The organism is Salinisphaera sp. S4-8 (genome assembly GCF_040361235.1).
Taxonomy (GTDB): domain Bacteria; phylum Pseudomonadota; class Gammaproteobacteria; order Nevskiales; family Salinisphaeraceae; genus Salinisphaera.
In genome coordinates, this window is the sequence record NZ_APNF01000005.1 from 123,802 (window position 1) to 142,115 (window position 18,314).

The following is an 18,314-nucleotide window of genomic DNA, read 5'->3' on the forward strand; positions in this document are numbered from 1 at the left end:
CGACCGTGACACAGCGCTCGGCGGCGGACAATCGTCCAAACGGCGCAAGGACGGCGTTCGCCATGGTGATCCCGGTTACCGAAACAGGGTGGCTATAATCGGGCAGCGATGTCGTATCGATCAACTCGGTGAATAATATGGATTACCCGCGCCTGTTCGAGCCACTGGATCTGGGCTTCACCCAGCTCGAGAATCGTGTGCTGATGGGCTCCATGCATACCGGCATGGAAGATTTCTTCTGGCATTACGACGAATTGGCCGCCTATTTCGCCGAACGCGCGGCCGGTGGCGTGGGCTTGATTGTCACCGGCGGTATCGCCCCGAACGTGGCGGGCTGGGTATCGCCGATGGCCGGGCAGATGTCGCATCGCCTGCACGTGTGGCCGCACCGCAAGATCACACGCGCCGTCCATGCCGAAGGCGGCAAGATCTGCATGCAGATTCTGCATGCCGGCCGGTATGGCTATCACCCCTTCATCGTATCGGCGTCCGATCGCAAATCGCCGATCACGCCCTACAAACCGCGGCGCCTGACCACCCAGGGCGTGAAAAACACCATCCGCGACTATATTCGTTGTGCCGAGCTTGCGCGCGAGGCGGGTTATGACGGCGTCGAGGTCATGGGCTCTGAAGGCTATCTGATAAACCAGTTTCTCGTGGAACGTGTGAACGATCGCGATGACGAATACGGCGGCAGCGTCGAGAATCGTCAACGGATCGCGGTGGAAATCGTCGAGGGTATTCGCAAGGCCGTCGGCCCGGATTTCATCCTGATCTATCGTCTGTCCATGCTGGATCTGGTCGAAAATGGCCAGCGTTGGGAGGAAATCGTGCGGCTGGCCAAGGCAGTGGAAGCCGCAGGGGCGACGATCATCAATACCGGCATTGGCTGGCACGAAGCCCGTATTCCCACCATCGTCACGCGTGTACCGCGGGCGGCCTTCGCCTGGGTGACGAAAGAACTCAAGGGCGAAGTCGCACTGCCCCTGTGTACGACCAACCGCATCAACATGCCGGACGTGGCCGAATCGCTGCTGGCCGACGGCACGGCGGACATGGTGTCGATGGCCCGCCCGTTCCTGGCCGACCCGGAATTCGTCAACAAGGCGGCCAGCGCACGCGTCGACGAAATCAATACCTGTATCGCCTGCAACCAGGCCTGTCTCGATCATACGTTCCAGTGGAAGCGTGCGAGTTGTCTGGTCAATCCGCGTGCCGGGCACGAAACCAAGCTCAATTTTCCGCCGGCGAAAAAATCGCGCGATATCGCCGTGATCGGCGCCGGGCCTGCCGGCCTGGAAGCGGCAACTCGGCTATCGGAACGTGGCCATCGCGTGACGCTGTTCGATAGCGCCAGCGAAATCGGCGGCCAGTTCAATATGGCCAAACGTATCCCGGGCAAGGAAGAATTCCACGAAACCCTGCGCTACTACGCGCGCAAGCTGGAATTGCTCGACGTGGATGTGCGGCTGAACACGCTCGTGGACGCCGACGATCTGGTCGCGATGGGTTTCGACGACATCGTGATCGCCACAGGCGTCAACCCACGCACCCCGGCAATCGAAGGAATCGACCACCCCAGCGTGGCGTCGTATATCGACATCATTAACGGCCGCGTGGAGGCCGGGCGCCGTGTGGCCGTCATCGGCGCGGGCGGTATCGGCTTCGACGTGAGCGAATTTCTCACCCACACCCGGCCCTCGCCGGCCGAAGATGCACAGAAGTTCTTCGACGAATGGGGCGTGGACACCACCTTGAGCCATGAAGCCGGGCTGACCGAGCCCCACCCCGAGCCGTCGCCGCGCGAAGTGTGGTTGCTTCAGCGCACCGATGCCAAACCCGGCAAGGGGCTGGGCAAGACCAGCGGCTGGGCCCATCGCGCCTCGCTCAAGCACAAGGGCGTTCATATGATGGGCGGCGTGAGCTACGAACGCATCGACGACGCCGGCCTGCATATTCGCGTGAACGAGCAGACCCAGGTACTCGCGGTCGACACCATCGCGATCTGTGCCGGCCAGCAAACCCGGCGCGAACTGGCCGATACGCTGGGCGCACGTGGCATCAAGACGCACGTCATCGGCGGCGCGAAGCTCGCCGCTGAACTCGATGCCAAGCGTGCCATACGCGAAGCCGCCGAGCTGGCTGCGGGACTCTGACCTCGCGCTAAGCGCCGCGCCATAGCGGCGTGAAGGCGGCGTCAAAGCGGGTGATGCGGCCGCGTCAGCCCGCTTTGGCACGCTTGATGCTGTTTGGACTGCACCGCGCCCGGTCCGCGTGTCGCGCCTGCACGTGTTCTACGGCGTAGGCTGTCGAACGAGCGCACGGTGCGTTGCCAAGCTCGCGGCGTAACCCCTTACGGACAGGCGTGATGAATGAATTGAACAAGAGTCTGGGCATGTTCGGACTGATCGCCATGGGCGCAGCCGGCGTGCTCGGCACGAGCTGGATTTACACCAACGGCGAGTTCTTTGCTGCCTACGGCGCGGGCGGCGAGATATTCGGGCTGATCATCGGCGCGGTGCTGGCCGCCTGTGTCGCCTCGGCCTACGCCGAACTGGCTTCGCGCTACCCGCGCGCTGGCGGCGAGATTGTCTATGCCTTCGTCGCGTTTGGTCGGCCGACGGCGTTCGTCGCCGGCTGGTTGTTGATTGGCGCCTATATCAGCTCGCTGGCCTTTTACGTCGCCGCCGCCGGCGGTTTGCTCGCACGGGTCTTGCCCGCTATCGAAACCGGTGCGCTCTACGCGCTGGCCGGTGAAACGATATACGCCCCGGTTCTCGCCATCGGTGCGGCACTCGCCGTCGCCGTATATGCAATCAATCGTGCCGGTTTGCGATTGGTTAGCAGCGTGCAGATTCTGTTGTTCGTGGCCATGCTGTTGATCGGCCTTGGCTTGACGGTCGCTGGTTTCGGCCACGGGCAGGTCGAGAATTTCTGGCCGGTCTATGCCGCCGACGGTGCGCCGATCGCGGATACGCTGCGCTTCGTATTACCGGCACTGACGTTTCTGACCGGATTCTCTCTGATCGGCATGCTCGCTGAAGACGCCCATCTGTCACCACGACGTATCGGCGTTGCCGTAGTCACCACGGTCGTGCTTGCCGGCGCTTTCTATGTCGTGGTGCTGACCGCCTCGGCGTGGATCATTCCCTGGCAGCGCACGGCGACGCTCGAACAGGGCACGATCGACGCCTATCGTATGGCCGGATTTCCGCTTCTGTCCTGGGGCGCCTATGCCATCGCACTGCTCGGGTTGCTGACAAGCTTTATCGCCCTGTTCGTCGCCAGTTCGCGGGTGATGCTGGCCCTCGCCCGTGCCGGTATCTTCCCGCGTGTCTTTGCCCGGGTCGACTCGAAACGCGGCACGCCCGACGCGGCGCTGCTGTTTACGCTGGTACTCGTACTGGCGCTCGGCTGGCTGGGCGAAGCGGCCCTGACCTGGTTTCTCGATACCGGCGGCATTTATATCGGCCTGGCCTGGCTGCTCGCCGTGGCGAGCCTCTATCGCATCCGTGCCCAGACGCCGCATGCGAAAGTCCCTTATCGCGTGCGCTGGCTGTTCCTGCCGGCGATCGGTGCGCTGGCCGCTACAGCAATCATCATTGCGACCTTACTGCCGGGCACCGGTATGTCGCTGGTATGGCCTCACGAGTATCTCATTCTCCTTGCCTGGCTTGTTCTGGGCGGGCTCATCTATCGACTCGCACCCCGTGCCATGCGCCATGAAGATGCCCTGCATGCGTTGGTCGGCGAGATGCCACCCGCTGGAAATTCACGCGAAACCGACAAAGCGCGCAGCCGATGATTCAACGCCCGATTCCGATTACCGAAGCGATCGATACCGACCATGTTCGCCATCTGCCGATCGTCGACAATGGCGAGGTATTGGTGCCCGCCAGCCTTGCGCCGGAGCGGGTGCTCGTTCGCCCGCGCTATCACCTCGAAGGGCTGCCGGGTGCGATGCCCGAATGCTTCGTTCGTGAAAGCGTGCTTGAGCGATTGCTCAGCGCGGCCGCGAATTTGCCGCACGGCTACCGGCTGGTGCTCTTCGACGCATGGCGTCCGCTTGCGCTGCAACGCTGGTTGTTCGAACACTTTGCCTGTGAACTCGAACAAGGCGGCGAGCTCGAGCATATCGATGAGTTCGTCTCGCGGCCGATGCCCGATCTCGAACACAGCCCGCCGTATCACCTGACCGGCGGCGCGGTCGATCTGTCGATTGCCGATCCAAACGGGCGTCTGCTGGATATGGGCAGCGATTTCGATGCCATGACCGATGCCTCACATACGGCCTGGTTCGAACAGGCCTCAGTCGACGACGAGCATGCCGCGCGCTGGCGCGACAATCGCCGGATGCTTTATCACGCAATGCTCGGTGCCGGTTTCGTCAACATCCCCAGCGAATGGTGGCACTACGATTACGGCGATCAGCTATGGGCTGCCTTGCAGGGCCAGCCGCATGCGATCTATGGCGCAACCGAGCCGGCATTTCGCTGGGGCGAGCTGCCCTGACCCGAGGTTATACAGCGCCAAGGCTGGCGGTGATTCAGCGCGTGTATTCGGCGATGACATCCACGAATTCAAGGCCGTAGGCATCGCGTTTCTTCTCCCCGATACCGGGGACATTCTCGAGCTCGGCGGTGGTCGTCGGCCGCCGTGCCAGCATCTCGCGCAGCGTCGCGTCGTGGAAAATCACGTAGGGCGGTACGTCCTGCTCCTTGGCCAGACGCAGGCGCAGTTCACGCAGGGCTTCCCAGAGCGGCTCGTCTTCCAGCTCGATCGGCGGCAGCTCCTTTTTCAGGCGGCTGCGCGTCCGGCTGCGTTTGCCGCTACGATCGACACGCAGCTCGAGCGTTTCTTCGCCCTTGAGTAGCGGTTTGCAATCGCGCCCCAGGCCGAGTCCGCCATAGGCCGGATCGACGCGTACATGGCCGAGGGCGATGAGTTGCCGAATGATCGAACGCCACTGCTTGGTTTCGACTTCCGCGCCCACGCCAAAGGTCGACAGCTTGTCGTGGCCAAGTTCGACCGCGCGATCGCTGACCGCGCCGCGCAGATGATCGATCACATACCCGGTGCCAAAGCGCTGACCGGTGCGATAGATCGCCGATAGCGCCATGCGTGCCAGGCGGGTGGCATCGTAGGTCTGCGGCGGGTTCAGGCAGGTATCGCAGTTGCCGCAGGGTTGGTCGCGCTGTTCGCCGAAATAGCCGAGCAGGTTCACCCGTCGGCAACTGGCGAGTTCACAGTAGGCAAGCATGGCATCGAGCTTGGCCCGCTCGACCCGCTTGCGTTCTTCCGGCGCATTGCCCTGCTCGATCATGCGCGAGCGCTGCACCGTATCGTTGAGGCCGTAGAGCATCCAGGCCGTGGCCGGCGCGCCGTCGCGTCCGGCACGCCCGGTTTCCTGGTAATAGGCTTCCACGCTGGCCGGCAGATCGATATGCGCGACAAAGCGCACGTCGGGCTTGTCGATGCCCATGCCAAACGCCACCGTGGCGCACACGATCACGCCCTCTTCGCGCAGAAACCGGGCCTGATGGGTCTGGCGAAGCTGGGCCGGCAGGCCGGCATGATAGGCCAGCGCGGTCTTGCCCCGGCCATTGAGCCATTCCGCGGTTTCTTCGGTCTTGCGCCGCGACAGGCAATAGACAATGCCAGCCTCGCCGTCATGCTCGCGTTCGATGAAATCCAGCAGTTGCTGTTTGGCGCTGCCGCGTTCGGCGACGCGGTACTGGATATTGGGCCGGTCGAAGCTGTGCAGGAAAACCTGCGCATGCTCAAGGCGCAGCCGTTCGATGATTTCAGCACGGGTGGGCAGATCGGCGGTGGCGGTCAACGCGATCCGCGGTATCGCGGGAAACCGGTCCGCGAGCGCGGCCAGCTGCCGATACTCGGGGCGAAAATCATGGCCCCATTGGGATACGCAATGGGCCTCGTCGATCGCCAACAGCGAGATCCGGCATTCGGCCACGAGATCGAGCATGCGCGGTTGCATGAGCCGCTCGGGTGCGACATAGACCAGATCGATGGTGTTTGCGCGCATGGCCCGTTCGATGGCCTGCTGCTCGGCAAACTCCAGGGTGGAATTCAAATAGGCCGCGCGTACGCCCAGTTGTTCGAGGGCAGCAACCTGATCGGCCATGAGCGCGATCAGCGGCGATACGACGATCGCCACGCCATCGCGCACCAATGCCGGTATCTGATAGCACAACGACTTGCCGCCGCCGGTGGGCATGAGTACGAGCGCATCCTCGCCCTTGCAGACCGCGTCGATGATCTCGGCCTGACGACCGCGAAAGCCGTCGTAACCGAAAACCGACTGCAGTACGCCCTGCGGTGTTGCCTCGCGGGCGCCCACGGTTAACGCATCAGCAGTGCGGCGGCCGACGGCGCGAGCGGAACCACGTAGAACAGCACCGCGAAAAAGTGAAATACGCTGCCGCCAATCACGAACAGATGCCAGATTGCGTGGTTGTACGGCATCCGATCCCACGCATAGAACAGCACGCCAACCGTATAGGAAATACCGCCGGCGAGCAGCAGCCAGACCCCACCCATGGCCACGTTCTCGATCACCGGGCCGATGACCAGTACCACCGTCCAGCCCATCGCCACATAAAAGGCGGTGGACAGATATTTCACGTCGTTCAGCCGCGTGAGCTTGATCACCACCCCGCCGATCGCCAGCGACCAGATCAAAAAGAACAGCGTCCAACCCCAGAGCCCGCGCAGGTTCACCAATGTGAACGGCGTATAGGTGCCCGCAATGAGAATATAAATGGCCAGGTGATCGAACACCTTGAGCACATTTTTCGCGCGCGGCGGATGGACGGCGTGATACAGCGTCGACGACAGATGACTAAGAATCAGCGCAACGCCGAAGATGGTCACGCTGACGACGTGCCAGACGTCCCCCTCAAGCGCCGCATACACGACGAGCACCACCAGCCCGGCGATGGATAGCGCCGTGCCGATGCCGGATGTGATGGCGTTGGCTATTTCTTCGCCGAGCGTATAGCCGGCACTATTGACCCGACGAGGAATCGGGGAATCGATGGTCGTGTTCATGGCGCGCATTCTGCCACGCCCGTATGCGATTTGCCGCACCCAAAACATGCTCGCGCCCGGCAGCGGCCTGCTGGAACGCCCGGCGGTAATCGCGGTCGCCCAGGGTAAAACGCTCCAAACGCGAGATAGCCACACGGCCATACACAAAAAAAGGCGCCCGAAGGCGCCTTTTTCATCGCCCGCGGCCAGGAATGGGGGTCGCGGATTACTGATTGGCCGCGCGTGCCATCGGCGGCTGCTCGATATTGTCCGAGACTTCATCCTTGTAATAGTCCTCGGCCGAGAACGTATCCACCTGGATGGCTTCGTAGCGCGCGGCCTCGGCCTTGCGAATCTGGGCCGCCTCGTCCTGTGTGATCACACCGGCCTCGACAGCCGGATCGATGGCCTCGGCCAGATCCGCGGCCTTGATCTGCTTTTTATGCAGGGCCTTACGAACCTTCATCGTGGGCTGCTGTGCGGCACTGACCAGACGCCACGCATTGAGCAGACGCCCCATGCCGGGTTCGTCGTCGCGCGGCGTGCCCATACCGCCGGCCACGCGCTGGTACTGCTCGCCCGGCGCCTGGATACTGGCGGCCACGGCCCTGTCCATCGAGTCGCGCGGGCCGGTCGACAGCGGGTTGATCTTGAGCCAGAAGCGGCCCGGGTAGCGCAGAATCCAGCCCAGTACCGGCACATCGAAATTGGCGTAGATGCCTTCGAAGGCCAGCTGCACCTGCTGCAGGCTGTAACGCAGCGCCCAGTGCACGATCGGCAGATCTTCCTTGCGGCTGCCCTCGGCCTGGAAGCGACGCAGCGTGGTCACGCCAAACAGCATCCACGACAGCGCATCGGAGAAGCGCCCGGAAATCTTGCCGCGCTGCTTGAGTTTGCCGCCGATCAAAAACATCGCCAGATCGGTCAGGAAAGCGAACCGGCTCGACGCCCAGCCCAGCTTGCGGAAGTACTGCGCGGTTTCGTCGTTGACTGGCGTGCGTACGGTCCAGCCACGGGTGATGCCGCGCACGATACCGCGGAAGAAATTCTTAACCGAATGGCCCGTCCAGCCGAGGATCGCCTTGCGGAATGCGGGTACGTCGTCGGCCTGTACCGCATTGAGCGTATCCAGGGCGAAGGGATGGCAGCGCACCGCACCCTGGCCGAAGATCATGAGCGTACGGGTGAGAATATTCGCACCTTCGACGGTGATACTCACCGGGGCACTGGTATAGCCGCCACCGAGAATATTATTCGGGCCCTGCATGACCCCCGCGCCGGCCATGACGTCCATGCCGTCGGTTACCAGCTGCTGGCCGATCTCGGTGGTCTGTTGCTTGAGAATGGCCGAAATCACCGGCGGGTGGTTACCGTTGTCGACGCCCGCGCATACATACACACGCGCCGATTCCAGCGTATAGGTGAGCGCTGCGATACGCGCGATCTTGGCTTCCACGCCTTCCATGAGGCCGATCGGAATACCGAACTGCTCGCGCACGATGCTATAGGGGCCGACCGCGGCTGCGCTGCTCTTGGCCAGAGCCACGCCGCTGGCCGGCAGCGATACCGCGCGCCCGCCGCCGAGCTGTTCCATGAGCATGCGCCAGCCCTGGCCCGCACCGTCGACACCACCAATGATGTTTTCTACCGGCGCGACCACGTCGGTGCCGTAGATTGGGCCATTGTCGAAGGCACCAATCGGCAGATGGTGATCGCCCAGCTCCAGTCCCGGCATGCCTTTTTCGAGCATGACCACGGTAATCCCCGGAAACTCGCCCTTGCCTAGCAGGTTGTCCGGATCGTGCAACGAACAGGCCAGGCTGACGATATTGGCGATCGGCGCCAGGGTGATATAGCGCTTGGAGAAATTCAGTCGAATCTTGTTCTGACCGTCGTCGTCCTTGAAGACCACGCCCTCGGCCTTGATCGAGGCGGCATCGGAGCCGGCCGTGGGCTCGGTCAGGCCGAAACACGGCACGTACTCGCCGCTGGCCAGCCCGGGCAGGTATTTATCCTTTTGTTCCTGGGTGCCGTACTCGAGCAGCAGCTCGGCCGCGCCCAGGGTGTTGGGAATGACAATCAGCGTACCGACCGGGCCCAGCCCCGAGGTCTTGGTCATGACCGCGCTACGGGCGAGTACGGAGAACCCTGAGCCGCCGTACTCCTTCGGAATGATCATTCCGAAAAAGCCCTTGTCGCGCAGGAACTGCCAGATATCGTCGGGAATACGGCGCGTCTCACGCAGCTTCCAGCCATCGACGCGGTGCAGCAGTTCTTCGACCGGGCCGTCCAGAAACGCCTGCTCTTCCTCGGACAAGCCGGGGTAGGCTTCCTTCATGATCGCCTGGAAATCCGGATTACCGCTAAAGAACTCCCCGTCGATCCAGACCGATCCGGCTTCGAGCGCGTGCCGCTCGGTATCCGAAATTTTCGGTAGCAGTTTGGCGTCGTTGATCTTTTTAAGAAGTGTGGCAAACATGGCATCTCCGTGGCTCGATGCATTGAATGGCAACACGCTGGGCGCTCGTCGACGAGCACTCGCCGCGCGGTATTGAAACGACTATACCCCCGGTCGCTGCGGCGCACAAAGACAATTTCTATTACCTTTCGGTTTTCAGGAAATACCCGAAATCCCGAATTACTGGCCAACAATTTCAATTGTCCGCAATTATTTCAGGCACTTGTCCAAACTTGGGCGCATTCAAAGAGCTTGCTACAGTCGCTGTTCACCTGACGTGTAACACCCATTACCGTGATCGATCGATATCCGCGAACCACCCACGAGCGAGAACGCACCCTGGCCCGCCTGGATCCGGCGACCCGCACACGTATCGAGGCGGCCGCGCTCGACCTGTTCTCAGAGCGCGAGTTTCATCGGGTCAAGCTCATCAACATCGCCCGCGAAGCCCGTATCAGCCTGCAGACGCTGTACAAGTATTACGGCAGCAAGGAGGCGGTACTCTTTGCCAGCCTGGACACCTGGCTGGGCGACCTCGCCACCCGCATGATCGATCATCTGCAGGGCATCGAGAACTTCGAGGACCGGCTACGCAAGGTCTTCTGGGTGCTGTTCGACTATTTCGAACGTAATCCCAAAGTCGCCCAGATCATTCTCAGTTCGGTGTACCTGAGCACATGGCGCGACGACGACACGTTCCGCCAGCCCGCGCTGATGTCGGTTTTCCTGGGGGTGATCAACGACGGTCGCGAACGCGGCGTGCTCACCAATGAAGTCGACGAGATCGAGATTTCGGATTTCATCTGGGGGGTGGCCAATCGCATGGTCGCGATGTGGCTTTTGCGTGGTCGCAAGAAGCCGCTCGCCGAAAAGGCACCGGCCATGTTCAACATGGTCTGGCGCGCGATCGCCAGCGAAGCCGTGCTGGCCGAGCAGCTCAGCGAACGCTACGCGCAGAGCGCGCAACCCCGCGAAAAAGCCAGCGTCGCTGGCTGACCCGCTTCGCCCGGCCGACCGCTGGTCGGGCGCCACGCGCCTTACATGGTATAGCTGGTCCGCCGGTTTTCGAGCATGCCGGCCAGCAGCGTTTCCAGGCGTTGTTGCGTCGCGCCGTTGTCCTGGGCCGCGAACTGCACACCAATGCCCGCCGGGCGTCCGGTACCGCTGTTTCGCGGCGTCACCCACACCACCTTGCCGGCGACCGGCAGGCGCTCGTTCTGCTCGACCAGATGCATGAGCAAGAACACATCGGCGCCCATATCGTAATAGGCGTTGGTCAGATACTGCTGTTTGACGAACAGCCCGCCATTGGTGATGAACGGCATATACGCCGCGCACAGCTCGGCGCGATCAGTGATATCCAACCGCACGATTCCGGACTGGGTGGCGAGATTCTGCTCGGGCATTGAATTAACTCGGCTTGCGCTTGAGACAGCGTTTGAGATCCAGCAACAACGACTCTAACACCAGTTGCCAGTCGGCGTTGCTGCGTGCCAGCCGGGCTGATTCGACCACGCCCGCGCACCACGGCTCGAAGGCGTAGGGGTCCATGCGTGTAGCCACCCGTGCCAGATGCGCTGGCAATACGCTGCCCGCCTCGCCCTGTGGCTCATCCGCAGCTGCCAATGACTGTGCCAGCAAGGCGCTCGCGCGGCGATATAGCCAGTCGGTCAGCAAGTCTGCCGGCTCACGAGCGAGTCGTTCGGCCGCGCTTGCCGCATCTTCGCGATTGCGAATGACATCCGAGAGCGTGCGATCCCAGCCGTCCACGAGCGCCGAATAATCCTGGCTGTCGCGGGCGAGCGCGGCGAATGGCGTACGCAAACTGTCGGCATCGAGCCCTGCGGGGTCCATGCCGTTGGCCGTCAGCCATTCGGTCGCTTGTGTCGGCGTGGGCGGCGTCAGTCGCCAGAGCTGGCAACGACTGCGTACCGTGGGCATCAAAGCCGATACCCGATCGGTCACCAGCACGATATGACAGGCCGGCGGCGGCTCCTCAAGGGTTTTGAGCAGGCTGTTCGCGGCGCTGGGCGAAAGATCCTCGGCCGGGTCGATCCAGCCAATTCGGCCGCTGTCGTACTGCGGCGTCAGATGCAGCCGCTGCGAGAACGCGCGTACCTGATCGACCTTGATCAGCTTGCCCGGCTCTTCGGGCATCAGCCGGGAGATATCGGGATGCGTGCCCGCGATCCGTTGCCGGCATGCGGGACAGCGGCCACAGGCGTCGCCCTTCGCGTCGCGCTCACGACAAAGCAAGGCGGCCACGATTCGGTCGGCGAACACACGCTTGCCAATACCCGGCGGCCCGCATACCAGCAGGCCGTGCGCGACCCGATCGGCAGCGATCGCATGGGCCATATGCGCCCACGCGGGTGTATGCCAGGGCGGCATATCCAGCGCCGTGGTATCGACTGTGCTCATCACAGGTCGGCCAACGCCTGTTCGATGCGGGCCTGAACCACATCGCGACTGGCATCGGCATCGATCACCCGATAACGCTGGGGGTGGGTGCGCGCCCGCGCGAGATAGGCACCGCGAACGCGCTCGTGAAATACCAGCGTTTCGCGATCGAAACGGTTGCCCTGCCCGCGTTTGCCGGCACGCGCGAGACCCTGGGCGACAGGCAAATCGAACAGCAGCACGCGATCCGGGCGGCGTTCGCCCTGGACCAGGGCTTCCAGTGTGGCCACGGCATGATCGCCCAGGCCCCGGGCCGCGCCCTGATAGGCATAACTGGCATCGGTGAAACGATCGCTGAGTACCCAGGCACCGCGGGCAAGCGCCGGTTCGATGACTTCGGCCAGGTGGGCGGCACGGGCAGCGAACACCAGCAGCAATTCGCTCATTGGCGGCATGGGCGTGTCGTATTCGCCCATCAACACGCCACGTATCGCCTCGCCCAGCGCGGTGCCGCCGGGCTCGCGTGTGCAGACCACCTCGTGGCCGGTCGTGCGCAGTCGGTCGGCAACAACGCCGATCTGAGTGCTCTTGCCGGCGCCCTCACCGCCTTCGAAGGTGATGAAACGCCCGCTTGTCGTTGTGGCCTCGTCACTCATGAGCCGCGCTGGTACTCGTCGACCGCGCGGTTATGCTCGGCCAGCGTATCCGAAAACACATGGCTGCCATCGCCACGCGAGACGAAATACAGCGCGCTGCCCGCAGCGGGATGCAATGCCGCCTTGATGGCGGCCCGCGAGGGCATGGCAATCGGCGTAGGCGGCAATCCCGCGCGGGTGTAGGTGTTGTACGGCGTATCGCGGCGCAGATCGGCACGGCGGATATTGCCGTCGTAATCCTCGATGCCGTAGATGACGGTCGGGTCGGTCTGCAGGCGCATGCCTTTTTTCAGGCGTCGGGTGAACACGCCGGCAATGCGTGTCCGTTCTTCGGGCACCGCGGTTTCCTTTTCCACGATCGAGGCCAGGATCAAGGCCTCATACGGGGTGTCGACCGCGATATCGTCAGCACGTTTTTCCCACTGCGCATCGAGATAGCGCTGCATCGCATCGTAGGCACGTTTGAGAAAGGCGATATCGGTCATGCCGCGCGGAAACAGATAGGTATCCGGCATGAACCGGCCTTCGGGATTCTCGTCCGGATGGCCGATCGCGGCCATCAGCTCGGCATCGCTCAGGCCGGTGAGCTTGTGATCGAGCGCATCGTTGGCTTCCATGCGTTCGCGGAACTCGGAAAAGCGCCAGCCTTCGACCAGCGTGAGCCGGTACTGGCGTGTCTTGCCGGAGACCAACAGTTCGAGCAGATGCGCCGGCGTCTGTCGGGCCGGCACCACGTATTCGCCGGCCTTGATATCGCCCGCTACACCCTCGTAGCGCGCATACAGCGACAGGTATTTCGCATCGCGCGGGCGTTTGATGATGTCCTGGGCGACCAGCCGCCGGGCAATCGCATTGAAACTCATGCCACTATCCACGGTAAGCAGTTTGCCCGCGCTGTTCTGCAGCGGCGAGTTGAAAAACCGCGTCGCATCGATGGCCAGCGCCGCACAGGCCAGCACCCCGAGGCCAATCAGAATCCAGAGAACGCGTTTAATCACCGCTACCTGCCTTTTATCTGTACTTGCGATCGTCGCTACCCGTATTGCCCGCCGAGGGCTGACGCAACAATTGCTGTGCGTATTGCGCCTGGGCATGGCTGTCCGGCAACGCCCGGCCCTCGAAATGGGACACGGCCACTGCACCGCCGACGCTGTTGCAGGCGATCGCCGCGCGACAATCAATCAACGCCGACAGGCGTATATCGTTTTCGCGCACCGGGCGGCCTGCCTGGGCCAGCGCGCGCCACAAACGCTGGCGCGTGGCCCCGATGATACCTGCCCGCGTCAGCCGTGGGGTCAACCAGCACCCATTGGCATCCACGAAGAACAGATTGCGCATGGTCGTGGCGATTATGAAGCCCTGACTGTCAGCCATCCAGGTATCGGCCACGCCGCGCGCATCACATTCGCTACGCGCGAGTACCTGTTCGAGCCGGTTCAGATGCTTGATACCGGCCAGGCGTGGCTGTACCGCCAATTCGATCGACGAGCGCGCCAGCGCCAAAGGCTCGGCATTCGCATGCGCAGGCAGCGCATGGGCGACGACAATACGCCGTGGTGCTGCGGGCACGGGCGGCATATAGCCGCGCCCGCCACTACCGCGGGTGACCATGACCTTGCATACGCCGTCGCTACGCGTTGCGAACAGCGCCCGGATATCGGCCCGTATCTCGGCTTCGCCCGGCGTGGCGATATCCAACGCGGCGCAGTCGTGTTGAAGACGTCGCCAATGTTCGTCCCAGCCGATCGGTTGGCCGGATTCGATACGCAGGGTCCGGAAAACGCCGTCGCCATAGGCCAGCCCACGATCGTCTGCGGGTAGCTCGGCCGCGTGGCGCCCGTCGATCCGTATGTGTTCAGCCATGCGCTCGACCGGTCGAATCGACGAAGCTGCGCAATACGCCGCGTGCCTTGACTCGTGTTTCTTCGAGTTCCTTGTCGGCAATCGAATCGGCCACGATACCGGCGCCGGCACGCAGGGTCAGATCGCGCCCGGACTGGGTAAGCGAGCGAATCACGATATTGCTGTCCAGCCGGCCACAACGGCTGAGATAGCCGATGCTGCCGGTATAGGCGCCACGGGCTTCGTTTTCCAGCTCGGCGATGATCTGCATGCAGCGCACCTTCGGGCATCCCGTGATCGTGCCGCCGGGAAATACCGCGGCCAGGGTGGCGCCCGGGCCGATGCCCGGCGCCAGCTCGCCGCGAATATTGGACACGATGTGATGCACATGCGCATAGGATTCGATACACATGAGCTCGTCCACCGCGATCGTACCGCGGCGGCATACACGCCCGAGATCGTTGCGCTCCAGGTCGATGAGCATCACGTGTTCCGCGCGCTCCTTGGGGTGGCTGATCAGCTCGCGGGTCATGCCGGCATCGGTGCCCGCGCTGCGCATACGCGTACCGGCGATCGGGCGCGTCTGGGCAATCCCGGCCTCGATCGAAACCAGGCGTTCCGGCGAGGAACAGATCAACGCTGTATCGCCGTATTGCACCAGCCCCGAAAACGGGGCCGGATTGGCCGCGCGCAGCGCACCATAAATGCGTGCGGGCGCAGTGTCCTGCGCGAGGCAGCCGTGCCAGGCACGCGACAGATTGGCCTGGAACACATCGCCGGCGTGAATGAACTCGCGCGCATGCCGAACCTGATCCAGATAGGCCTGCGGCGTCTGCTCCTGCCAGTCGGGGACCAGCGCTGCCCCGCCCAACCGTTCGCCGCGACTTCGTTCCAGATCGGCACGCATGATCTCGAGCGCGTCGGCGTGACGGTGTTCTGCAACCAGAAACAGCGTGCGCGTCGCCCTGTCATGAATGAAAGCTGCCGGGCAACGCACGGCCATCGCATCCGGCAGACCACCCGCGTGCATCTGCGGCAGTGCCAGGCTGGGCTCGATACGCGCCGCCATCTCGTAGCCCAGATAGATGAACCAGCCGCCCACGAAGGGCAGCCCGGGCACGCTGGCGCGCTGCGCGGCGGCTGCCATGCGGTCGAGTTCGGCAAAGAAATCGGGGGTGAGATCGGAAGCAGTCACGATCCGCGTCTCGCCTGGAAAAGCGAGCAACAGATCGAAACGGCTCTGGGCTGTTGCGCCCGCACTGCTTTCCAGCAGAAACGGATAGCGCGCCGGTTCGAGTGCTGCCAGACAGGCCAGATCCGGCGGTTGTTCGACCGGAATTTCGACGATATGCAGATCGTCGTCTACGTACTCGCGCATGACTCGACCGCAGCCGCGCACAGCCGATGCCAGCGCGCGCGTGTATGAATGAATCAGCGCTTCGCTAGTCGACGCGCTTGAAGATCAGCGAACCGTTGGTGCCACCAAAGCCGAAGGAATTCGATAGCGCCGCGTCGATACGCATCGAACGCGCCTCGTGCGGAACATAATCGAGATCGCAGCCTTCGGCCGGGTTATCCAGATTGATGGTCGGCGGCGCGACCTGGTCGCGTATGGCCAGCAACGTGAAAATCGCCTCCGCGGAGCCGGCCGCGCCGAGCATATGCCCGGTCATCGACTTGGTCGAACTCACGGCGACCCGCTTCGCGGCATCGCCCAGCACGGCTTCGATCGACTGGCTTTCTGCCACGTCGCCCACACTGGTGGAGGTGCCGTGGGCGTTGATGTATTGCAGTTCGTCCGGATTCATCTCGGCATCGTGCAACGCATTGGCCATGCACTGGCGTGCCCCGCGGCCGCTGGGCTGGGTGATGTGATAGGCATCGCCACTCATGCCGAAACCGGCAACCTCCCCATAAATCGTGGCGCCGCGCTTTTTCGCCTGCTCGTACTCTTCGAGCATGACGACACCCGCGCCATCAGACAGCACGAAGCCATCACGATCGGCATCCCACGGGCGGCTTGCCGCCTGCGGGTCATCGTTGCGGCTGGACAATGCCCGTGCCGCACAGAACCCCGCCAGTCCGATCGGATTGACCGCCATTTCGCAACCGCCGGCCAGCATGGCATCGGCATCGCCCGCCGCGATCAGGCGGGCCGCCAGGCCGATGTTATGCACCCCGGTCGTACAGGCCGACACGGCAGCGATATTGGGTCCATGCAGATTCAGCTGAATGGAGACCTGGCCGGCCGCCATATTGGCAATACTGCTGGGGATGAAGAACGGCGACACCTTCTTCGCGCTGTAGCCGGATTCATGGAACCCGACACAGGTCTTGAGAATCGTGCCGATACCGCCGATACCCGAACCCACGGCCACGCCGACACGGTCGTTGTACTCGTCGTCGAGTTCGAGACCACTGTCGTTGAAGGCCTGCACCGAAGCCGCGACGCCATAGTGCACGAACGGATCGTAGCGCTTGGCTTCTTTCTTCGACATGTACTCGCTCACGTCGAAGTCGCGGATGGGGCCGCCGAAACGCGTCGGGTAGTCCGACACATCGAAACTGTCGATGGTCGAGATACCGCTGCGACCGGCAACGATCGCGGCCCAACTCGATGCGACATCCAGACCGACCGGGGAAATCAATCCCAGGCCAGTGACTACTACGCGACGCTGTCTCAACACAGCCCCCTAGTTGCTCATGACGCCGCTCAAGGCGGCGGATTCAGTCGTTTCGACGGGCGTTATGGCGCGCGCACCGTCGATCACGTGGAATGCGATCAGCCCTCGGCGTGGGACTTGATGTAGTCCACGGCATCCTTGACGTTCACGATCTTCTCGGCTTCCTCGTCGGGGATATCGATCTCGAATTCCTCTTCGAGCGCCATGACCAGCTCGACCGTATCCAGCGAGTCCGCACCCAGATCGTCGACAAACGACGCTTCCGAGGTCACCTGGTCTTCGCTGACCGAAAGCTGTTCGGCAATGATCTTCTGTACTCGTTCTTCAACGCTACTCATCGGACTCTCTCCTGATTGACTATGGTTTACGCGTCTAGCGCACGCATTCGCCTTCGCGAACCGCGCGCCATTCTATGGAAAAAGGGTGGGCCTCGCCAGATTTTCGCAAGACCCATCGGAGGTTGCTCACGCTCCCATGTATAAACCGCCGTTGACGCTGAGCGTCTCGCCGGTGATGTACGCCGCAGCATCTGACACGAGGAACGCGACACTCGCTGCGATGTCGTCGACATTACCCAGCCGCTGCAGCGGAATCTGCGCGAGCATCGTTTCACGTGTTTTGTCGTCCAGGTCGCGGGTCATGTCAGTTTCGATGAAGCCAGGTGCGATGGCATTGACCGTAATCTGACGCGAACCGACCTCGCGTGCAAGCGAGCGGGTGAAACCGAGCAGTCCTGCCTTGGCGGCGCTGTAGTTCGTCTGACCGGCATTGCCCATCAGCCCGACCACGGACGCCACGTTGACGATACGCCCGCCGCGCGCCTTCATCATGCCGCGCAGCGCGGCCTTGGTGACCCGGAAAACACCGGTCAGATCGGCATCGATCACACCTTGCCAATCCGATTCCTTCATGCGCATCAGTAACGTATCGCGCGTGATCGCGGCGTTGTTGACCACGATCGTCGGCGCACCAAAGGTCTGGGTGACCTCCTTGAGTACGGCCGCCACGTCGTCTTCGTCGGTCACGTCCAGGCGCCGCCCGGCACCGGCGGTAGCTGCGTCAGCAAGGCGGGCGTCGATACGCTGCGCGCCCTCGTCGGTGGTCGCGGTGCCGATGACGATCGCGCCGTCGGCAGCCAGTCGATCGGCAATCGCCGCACCGATACCACGCGAAGCCCCCGTGACCAGCGCGATGCGGCCGTCAAGATTGGCATTGCTCATGACT

At 62.9% G+C, this 18,314-nt stretch carries 16 protein-coding genes; 4 read left to right on the top strand and 12 right to left on the bottom strand.

Annotated features, from left to right (window positions below; translation table 11 throughout):
* Positions 1-137: 137 nt before the first annotated feature.
* The 3 genes from S4A8_RS09160 (at position 138) to S4A8_RS09170 (ending at position 4,512) form a co-directional block, all read left to right on the top strand.
* Complete coding sequence (locus S4A8_RS09160; protein WP_353220070.1) at positions 138-2,156, top strand: oxidoreductase; 2,019 nt, start codon at positions 138-140, stop codon at positions 2,154-2,156.
* A 212-nt stretch (positions 2,157-2,368) separates the two neighbouring features.
* Complete coding sequence (locus S4A8_RS09165; RefSeq protein ID WP_353219899.1) at positions 2,369-3,805, top strand: APC family permease; 1,437 nt, start codon at positions 2,369-2,371, stop codon at positions 3,803-3,805.
* Positions 3,802-4,512 (top strand): M15 family metallopeptidase, encoded by a 711-nt coding sequence (locus S4A8_RS09170; RefSeq protein ID WP_353219900.1) that lies wholly within the window; start codon positions 3,802-3,804, stop codon positions 4,510-4,512. Before S4A8_RS09165 ends, S4A8_RS09170 begins: the two co-directional genes overlap by 4 nt.
* Positions 4,513-4,546: 34 nt before the next feature.
* On the opposite strand, the gene recQ is transcribed toward S4A8_RS09170, so the two are convergent.
* The 3 genes from recQ to S4A8_RS09185 form a co-directional block, all read right to left on the bottom strand.
* Complete coding sequence (recQ, locus tag S4A8_RS09175; protein ID WP_353219901.1) at positions 4,547-6,361, bottom strand: DNA helicase RecQ; 1,815 nt, start codon at positions 6,359-6,361, stop codon at positions 4,547-4,549.
* A 2-nt stretch (positions 6,362-6,363) separates the two neighbouring features.
* Positions 6,364-7,212, bottom strand: coding sequence for a PAQR family membrane homeostasis protein TrhA (trhA, locus tag S4A8_RS09180; protein WP_353219902.1), 849 nt, complete (start codon positions 7,210-7,212; stop codon positions 6,364-6,366).
* Between the two features lie 64 nt (positions 7,213-7,276).
* A complete protein-coding gene (locus S4A8_RS09185) occupies positions 7,277-9,529 on the bottom strand; it encodes an acyl-CoA dehydrogenase (protein ID WP_353219903.1) in 2,253 nt (750 codons plus the stop codon).
* 273 nt (positions 9,530-9,802) lie between these two features.
* On the opposite strand from S4A8_RS09185, the gene S4A8_RS09190 reads away from it, so the two are divergent.
* Entirely contained in the window at positions 9,803-10,504 is a 702-nt protein-coding gene (locus S4A8_RS09190; RefSeq protein WP_353219904.1) for a TetR/AcrR family transcriptional regulator, read from the top strand.
* A gap of 41 nt (positions 10,505-10,545) precedes the next feature.
* On the opposite strand, the gene S4A8_RS09195 is transcribed toward S4A8_RS09190, so the two are convergent.
* From S4A8_RS09195 to fabG, 9 genes are all read right to left on the bottom strand, one after another.
* Entirely contained in the window at positions 10,546-10,914 is a 369-nt protein-coding gene (locus S4A8_RS09195; protein ID WP_353178394.1) for a PilZ domain-containing protein, read from the bottom strand.
* Positions 10,915-10,918: 4 nt separating this feature from the next.
* On the bottom strand, positions 10,919-11,929 hold the full coding sequence (holB, locus tag S4A8_RS09200) for a DNA polymerase III subunit delta' (RefSeq protein WP_353219905.1): 1,011 nt from the start codon (positions 11,927-11,929) through the stop codon (positions 10,919-10,921).
* Entirely contained in the window at positions 11,929-12,564 is a 636-nt protein-coding gene (gene tmk, locus S4A8_RS09205) for a dTMP kinase (protein ID WP_353219906.1), read from the bottom strand. Before tmk ends, holB begins: the two co-directional genes overlap by 1 nt.
* On the bottom strand, positions 12,561-13,562 hold the full coding sequence (gene mltG, locus S4A8_RS09210; RefSeq protein WP_353178399.1) for an endolytic transglycosylase MltG: 1,002 nt from the start codon (positions 13,560-13,562) through the stop codon (positions 12,561-12,563). Before mltG ends, tmk begins: the two co-directional genes overlap by 4 nt.
* Positions 13,563-13,575: 13 nt before the next feature.
* Positions 13,576-14,427 (bottom strand): aminodeoxychorismate lyase, encoded by an 852-nt coding sequence (pabC, locus tag S4A8_RS09215; protein WP_353219907.1) that lies wholly within the window; start codon positions 14,425-14,427, stop codon positions 13,576-13,578.
* Complete coding sequence (locus S4A8_RS09220; RefSeq protein ID WP_353219908.1) at positions 14,420-15,784, bottom strand: aminodeoxychorismate synthase component I; 1,365 nt, start codon at positions 15,782-15,784, stop codon at positions 14,420-14,422. The genes pabC and S4A8_RS09220 overlap by 8 nt, the downstream gene beginning before the upstream one ends.
* 64 nt (positions 15,785-15,848) lie before the next feature.
* The gene (gene fabF, locus S4A8_RS09225; protein WP_353219909.1) at positions 15,849-17,090 is read right to left on the bottom strand and encodes a beta-ketoacyl-ACP synthase II; all 1,242 of its coding nucleotides are present in this window, start codon (positions 17,088-17,090) and stop codon (positions 15,849-15,851) included.
* A 98-nt stretch (positions 17,091-17,188) separates the two neighbouring features.
* Positions 17,189-17,428, bottom strand: a complete 240-nt coding sequence (acpP, locus tag S4A8_RS09230; RefSeq protein WP_006912784.1) for an acyl carrier protein — start codon at positions 17,426-17,428, stop codon at positions 17,189-17,191.
* A 126-nt stretch (positions 17,429-17,554) separates the two neighbouring features.
* Positions 17,555-18,310, bottom strand: coding sequence for a 3-oxoacyl-ACP reductase FabG (gene fabG, locus S4A8_RS09235; protein ID WP_353178406.1), 756 nt, complete (start codon positions 18,308-18,310; stop codon positions 17,555-17,557).
* Positions 18,311-18,314 lie beyond the last annotated feature (4 nt).

Bases quoted from the DNA above. Each gene is read 5' to 3' on its own strand.
- S4A8_RS09160 (WP_353220070.1), top strand. From the start codon at position 138: ATGGATTACCCGCGCCTGTTCGAGCCACTGGATCTGGGCTTCACCCAG.
- S4A8_RS09165 (WP_353219899.1), top strand. From the start codon at position 2,369: ATGAATGAATTGAACAAGAGTCTGGGCATGTTCGGACTGATCGCCATG.
- S4A8_RS09170 (WP_353219900.1), top strand. From the start codon at position 3,802: ATGATTCAACGCCCGATTCCGATTACCGAAGCGATCGATACCGACCAT.
- trhA (WP_353219902.1), bottom strand. From the start codon at position 7,212: ATGGCCGTGTGGCTATCTCGCGTTTGGAGCGTTTTACCCTGGGCGACC.
- S4A8_RS09185 (WP_353219903.1), bottom strand. From the start codon at position 9,529: ATGTTTGCCACACTTCTTAAAAAGATCAACGACGCCAAACTGCTACCG.
- S4A8_RS09195 (WP_353178394.1), bottom strand. From the start codon at position 10,914: ATGCCCGAGCAGAATCTCGCCACCCAGTCCGGAATCGTGCGGTTGGAT.
- holB (WP_353219905.1), bottom strand. From the start codon at position 11,929: ATGAGCACAGTCGATACCACGGCGCTGGATATGCCGCCCTGGCATACA.
- tmk (WP_353219906.1), bottom strand. From the start codon at position 12,564: ATGAGTGACGAGGCCACAACGACAAGCGGGCGTTTCATCACCTTCGAA.
- pabC (WP_353219907.1), bottom strand. From the start codon at position 14,427: ATGGCTGAACACATACGGATCGACGGGCGCCACGCGGCCGAGCTACCC.
- S4A8_RS09220 (WP_353219908.1), bottom strand. From the start codon at position 15,784: ATGCGCGAGTACGTAGACGACGATCTGCATATCGTCGAAATTCCGGTC.
- acpP (WP_006912784.1), bottom strand. From the start codon at position 17,428: ATGAGTAGCGTTGAAGAACGAGTACAGAAGATCATTGCCGAACAGCTT.
- fabG (WP_353178406.1), bottom strand. From the start codon at position 18,310: ATGAGCAATGCCAATCTTGACGGCCGCATCGCGCTGGTCACGGGGGCT.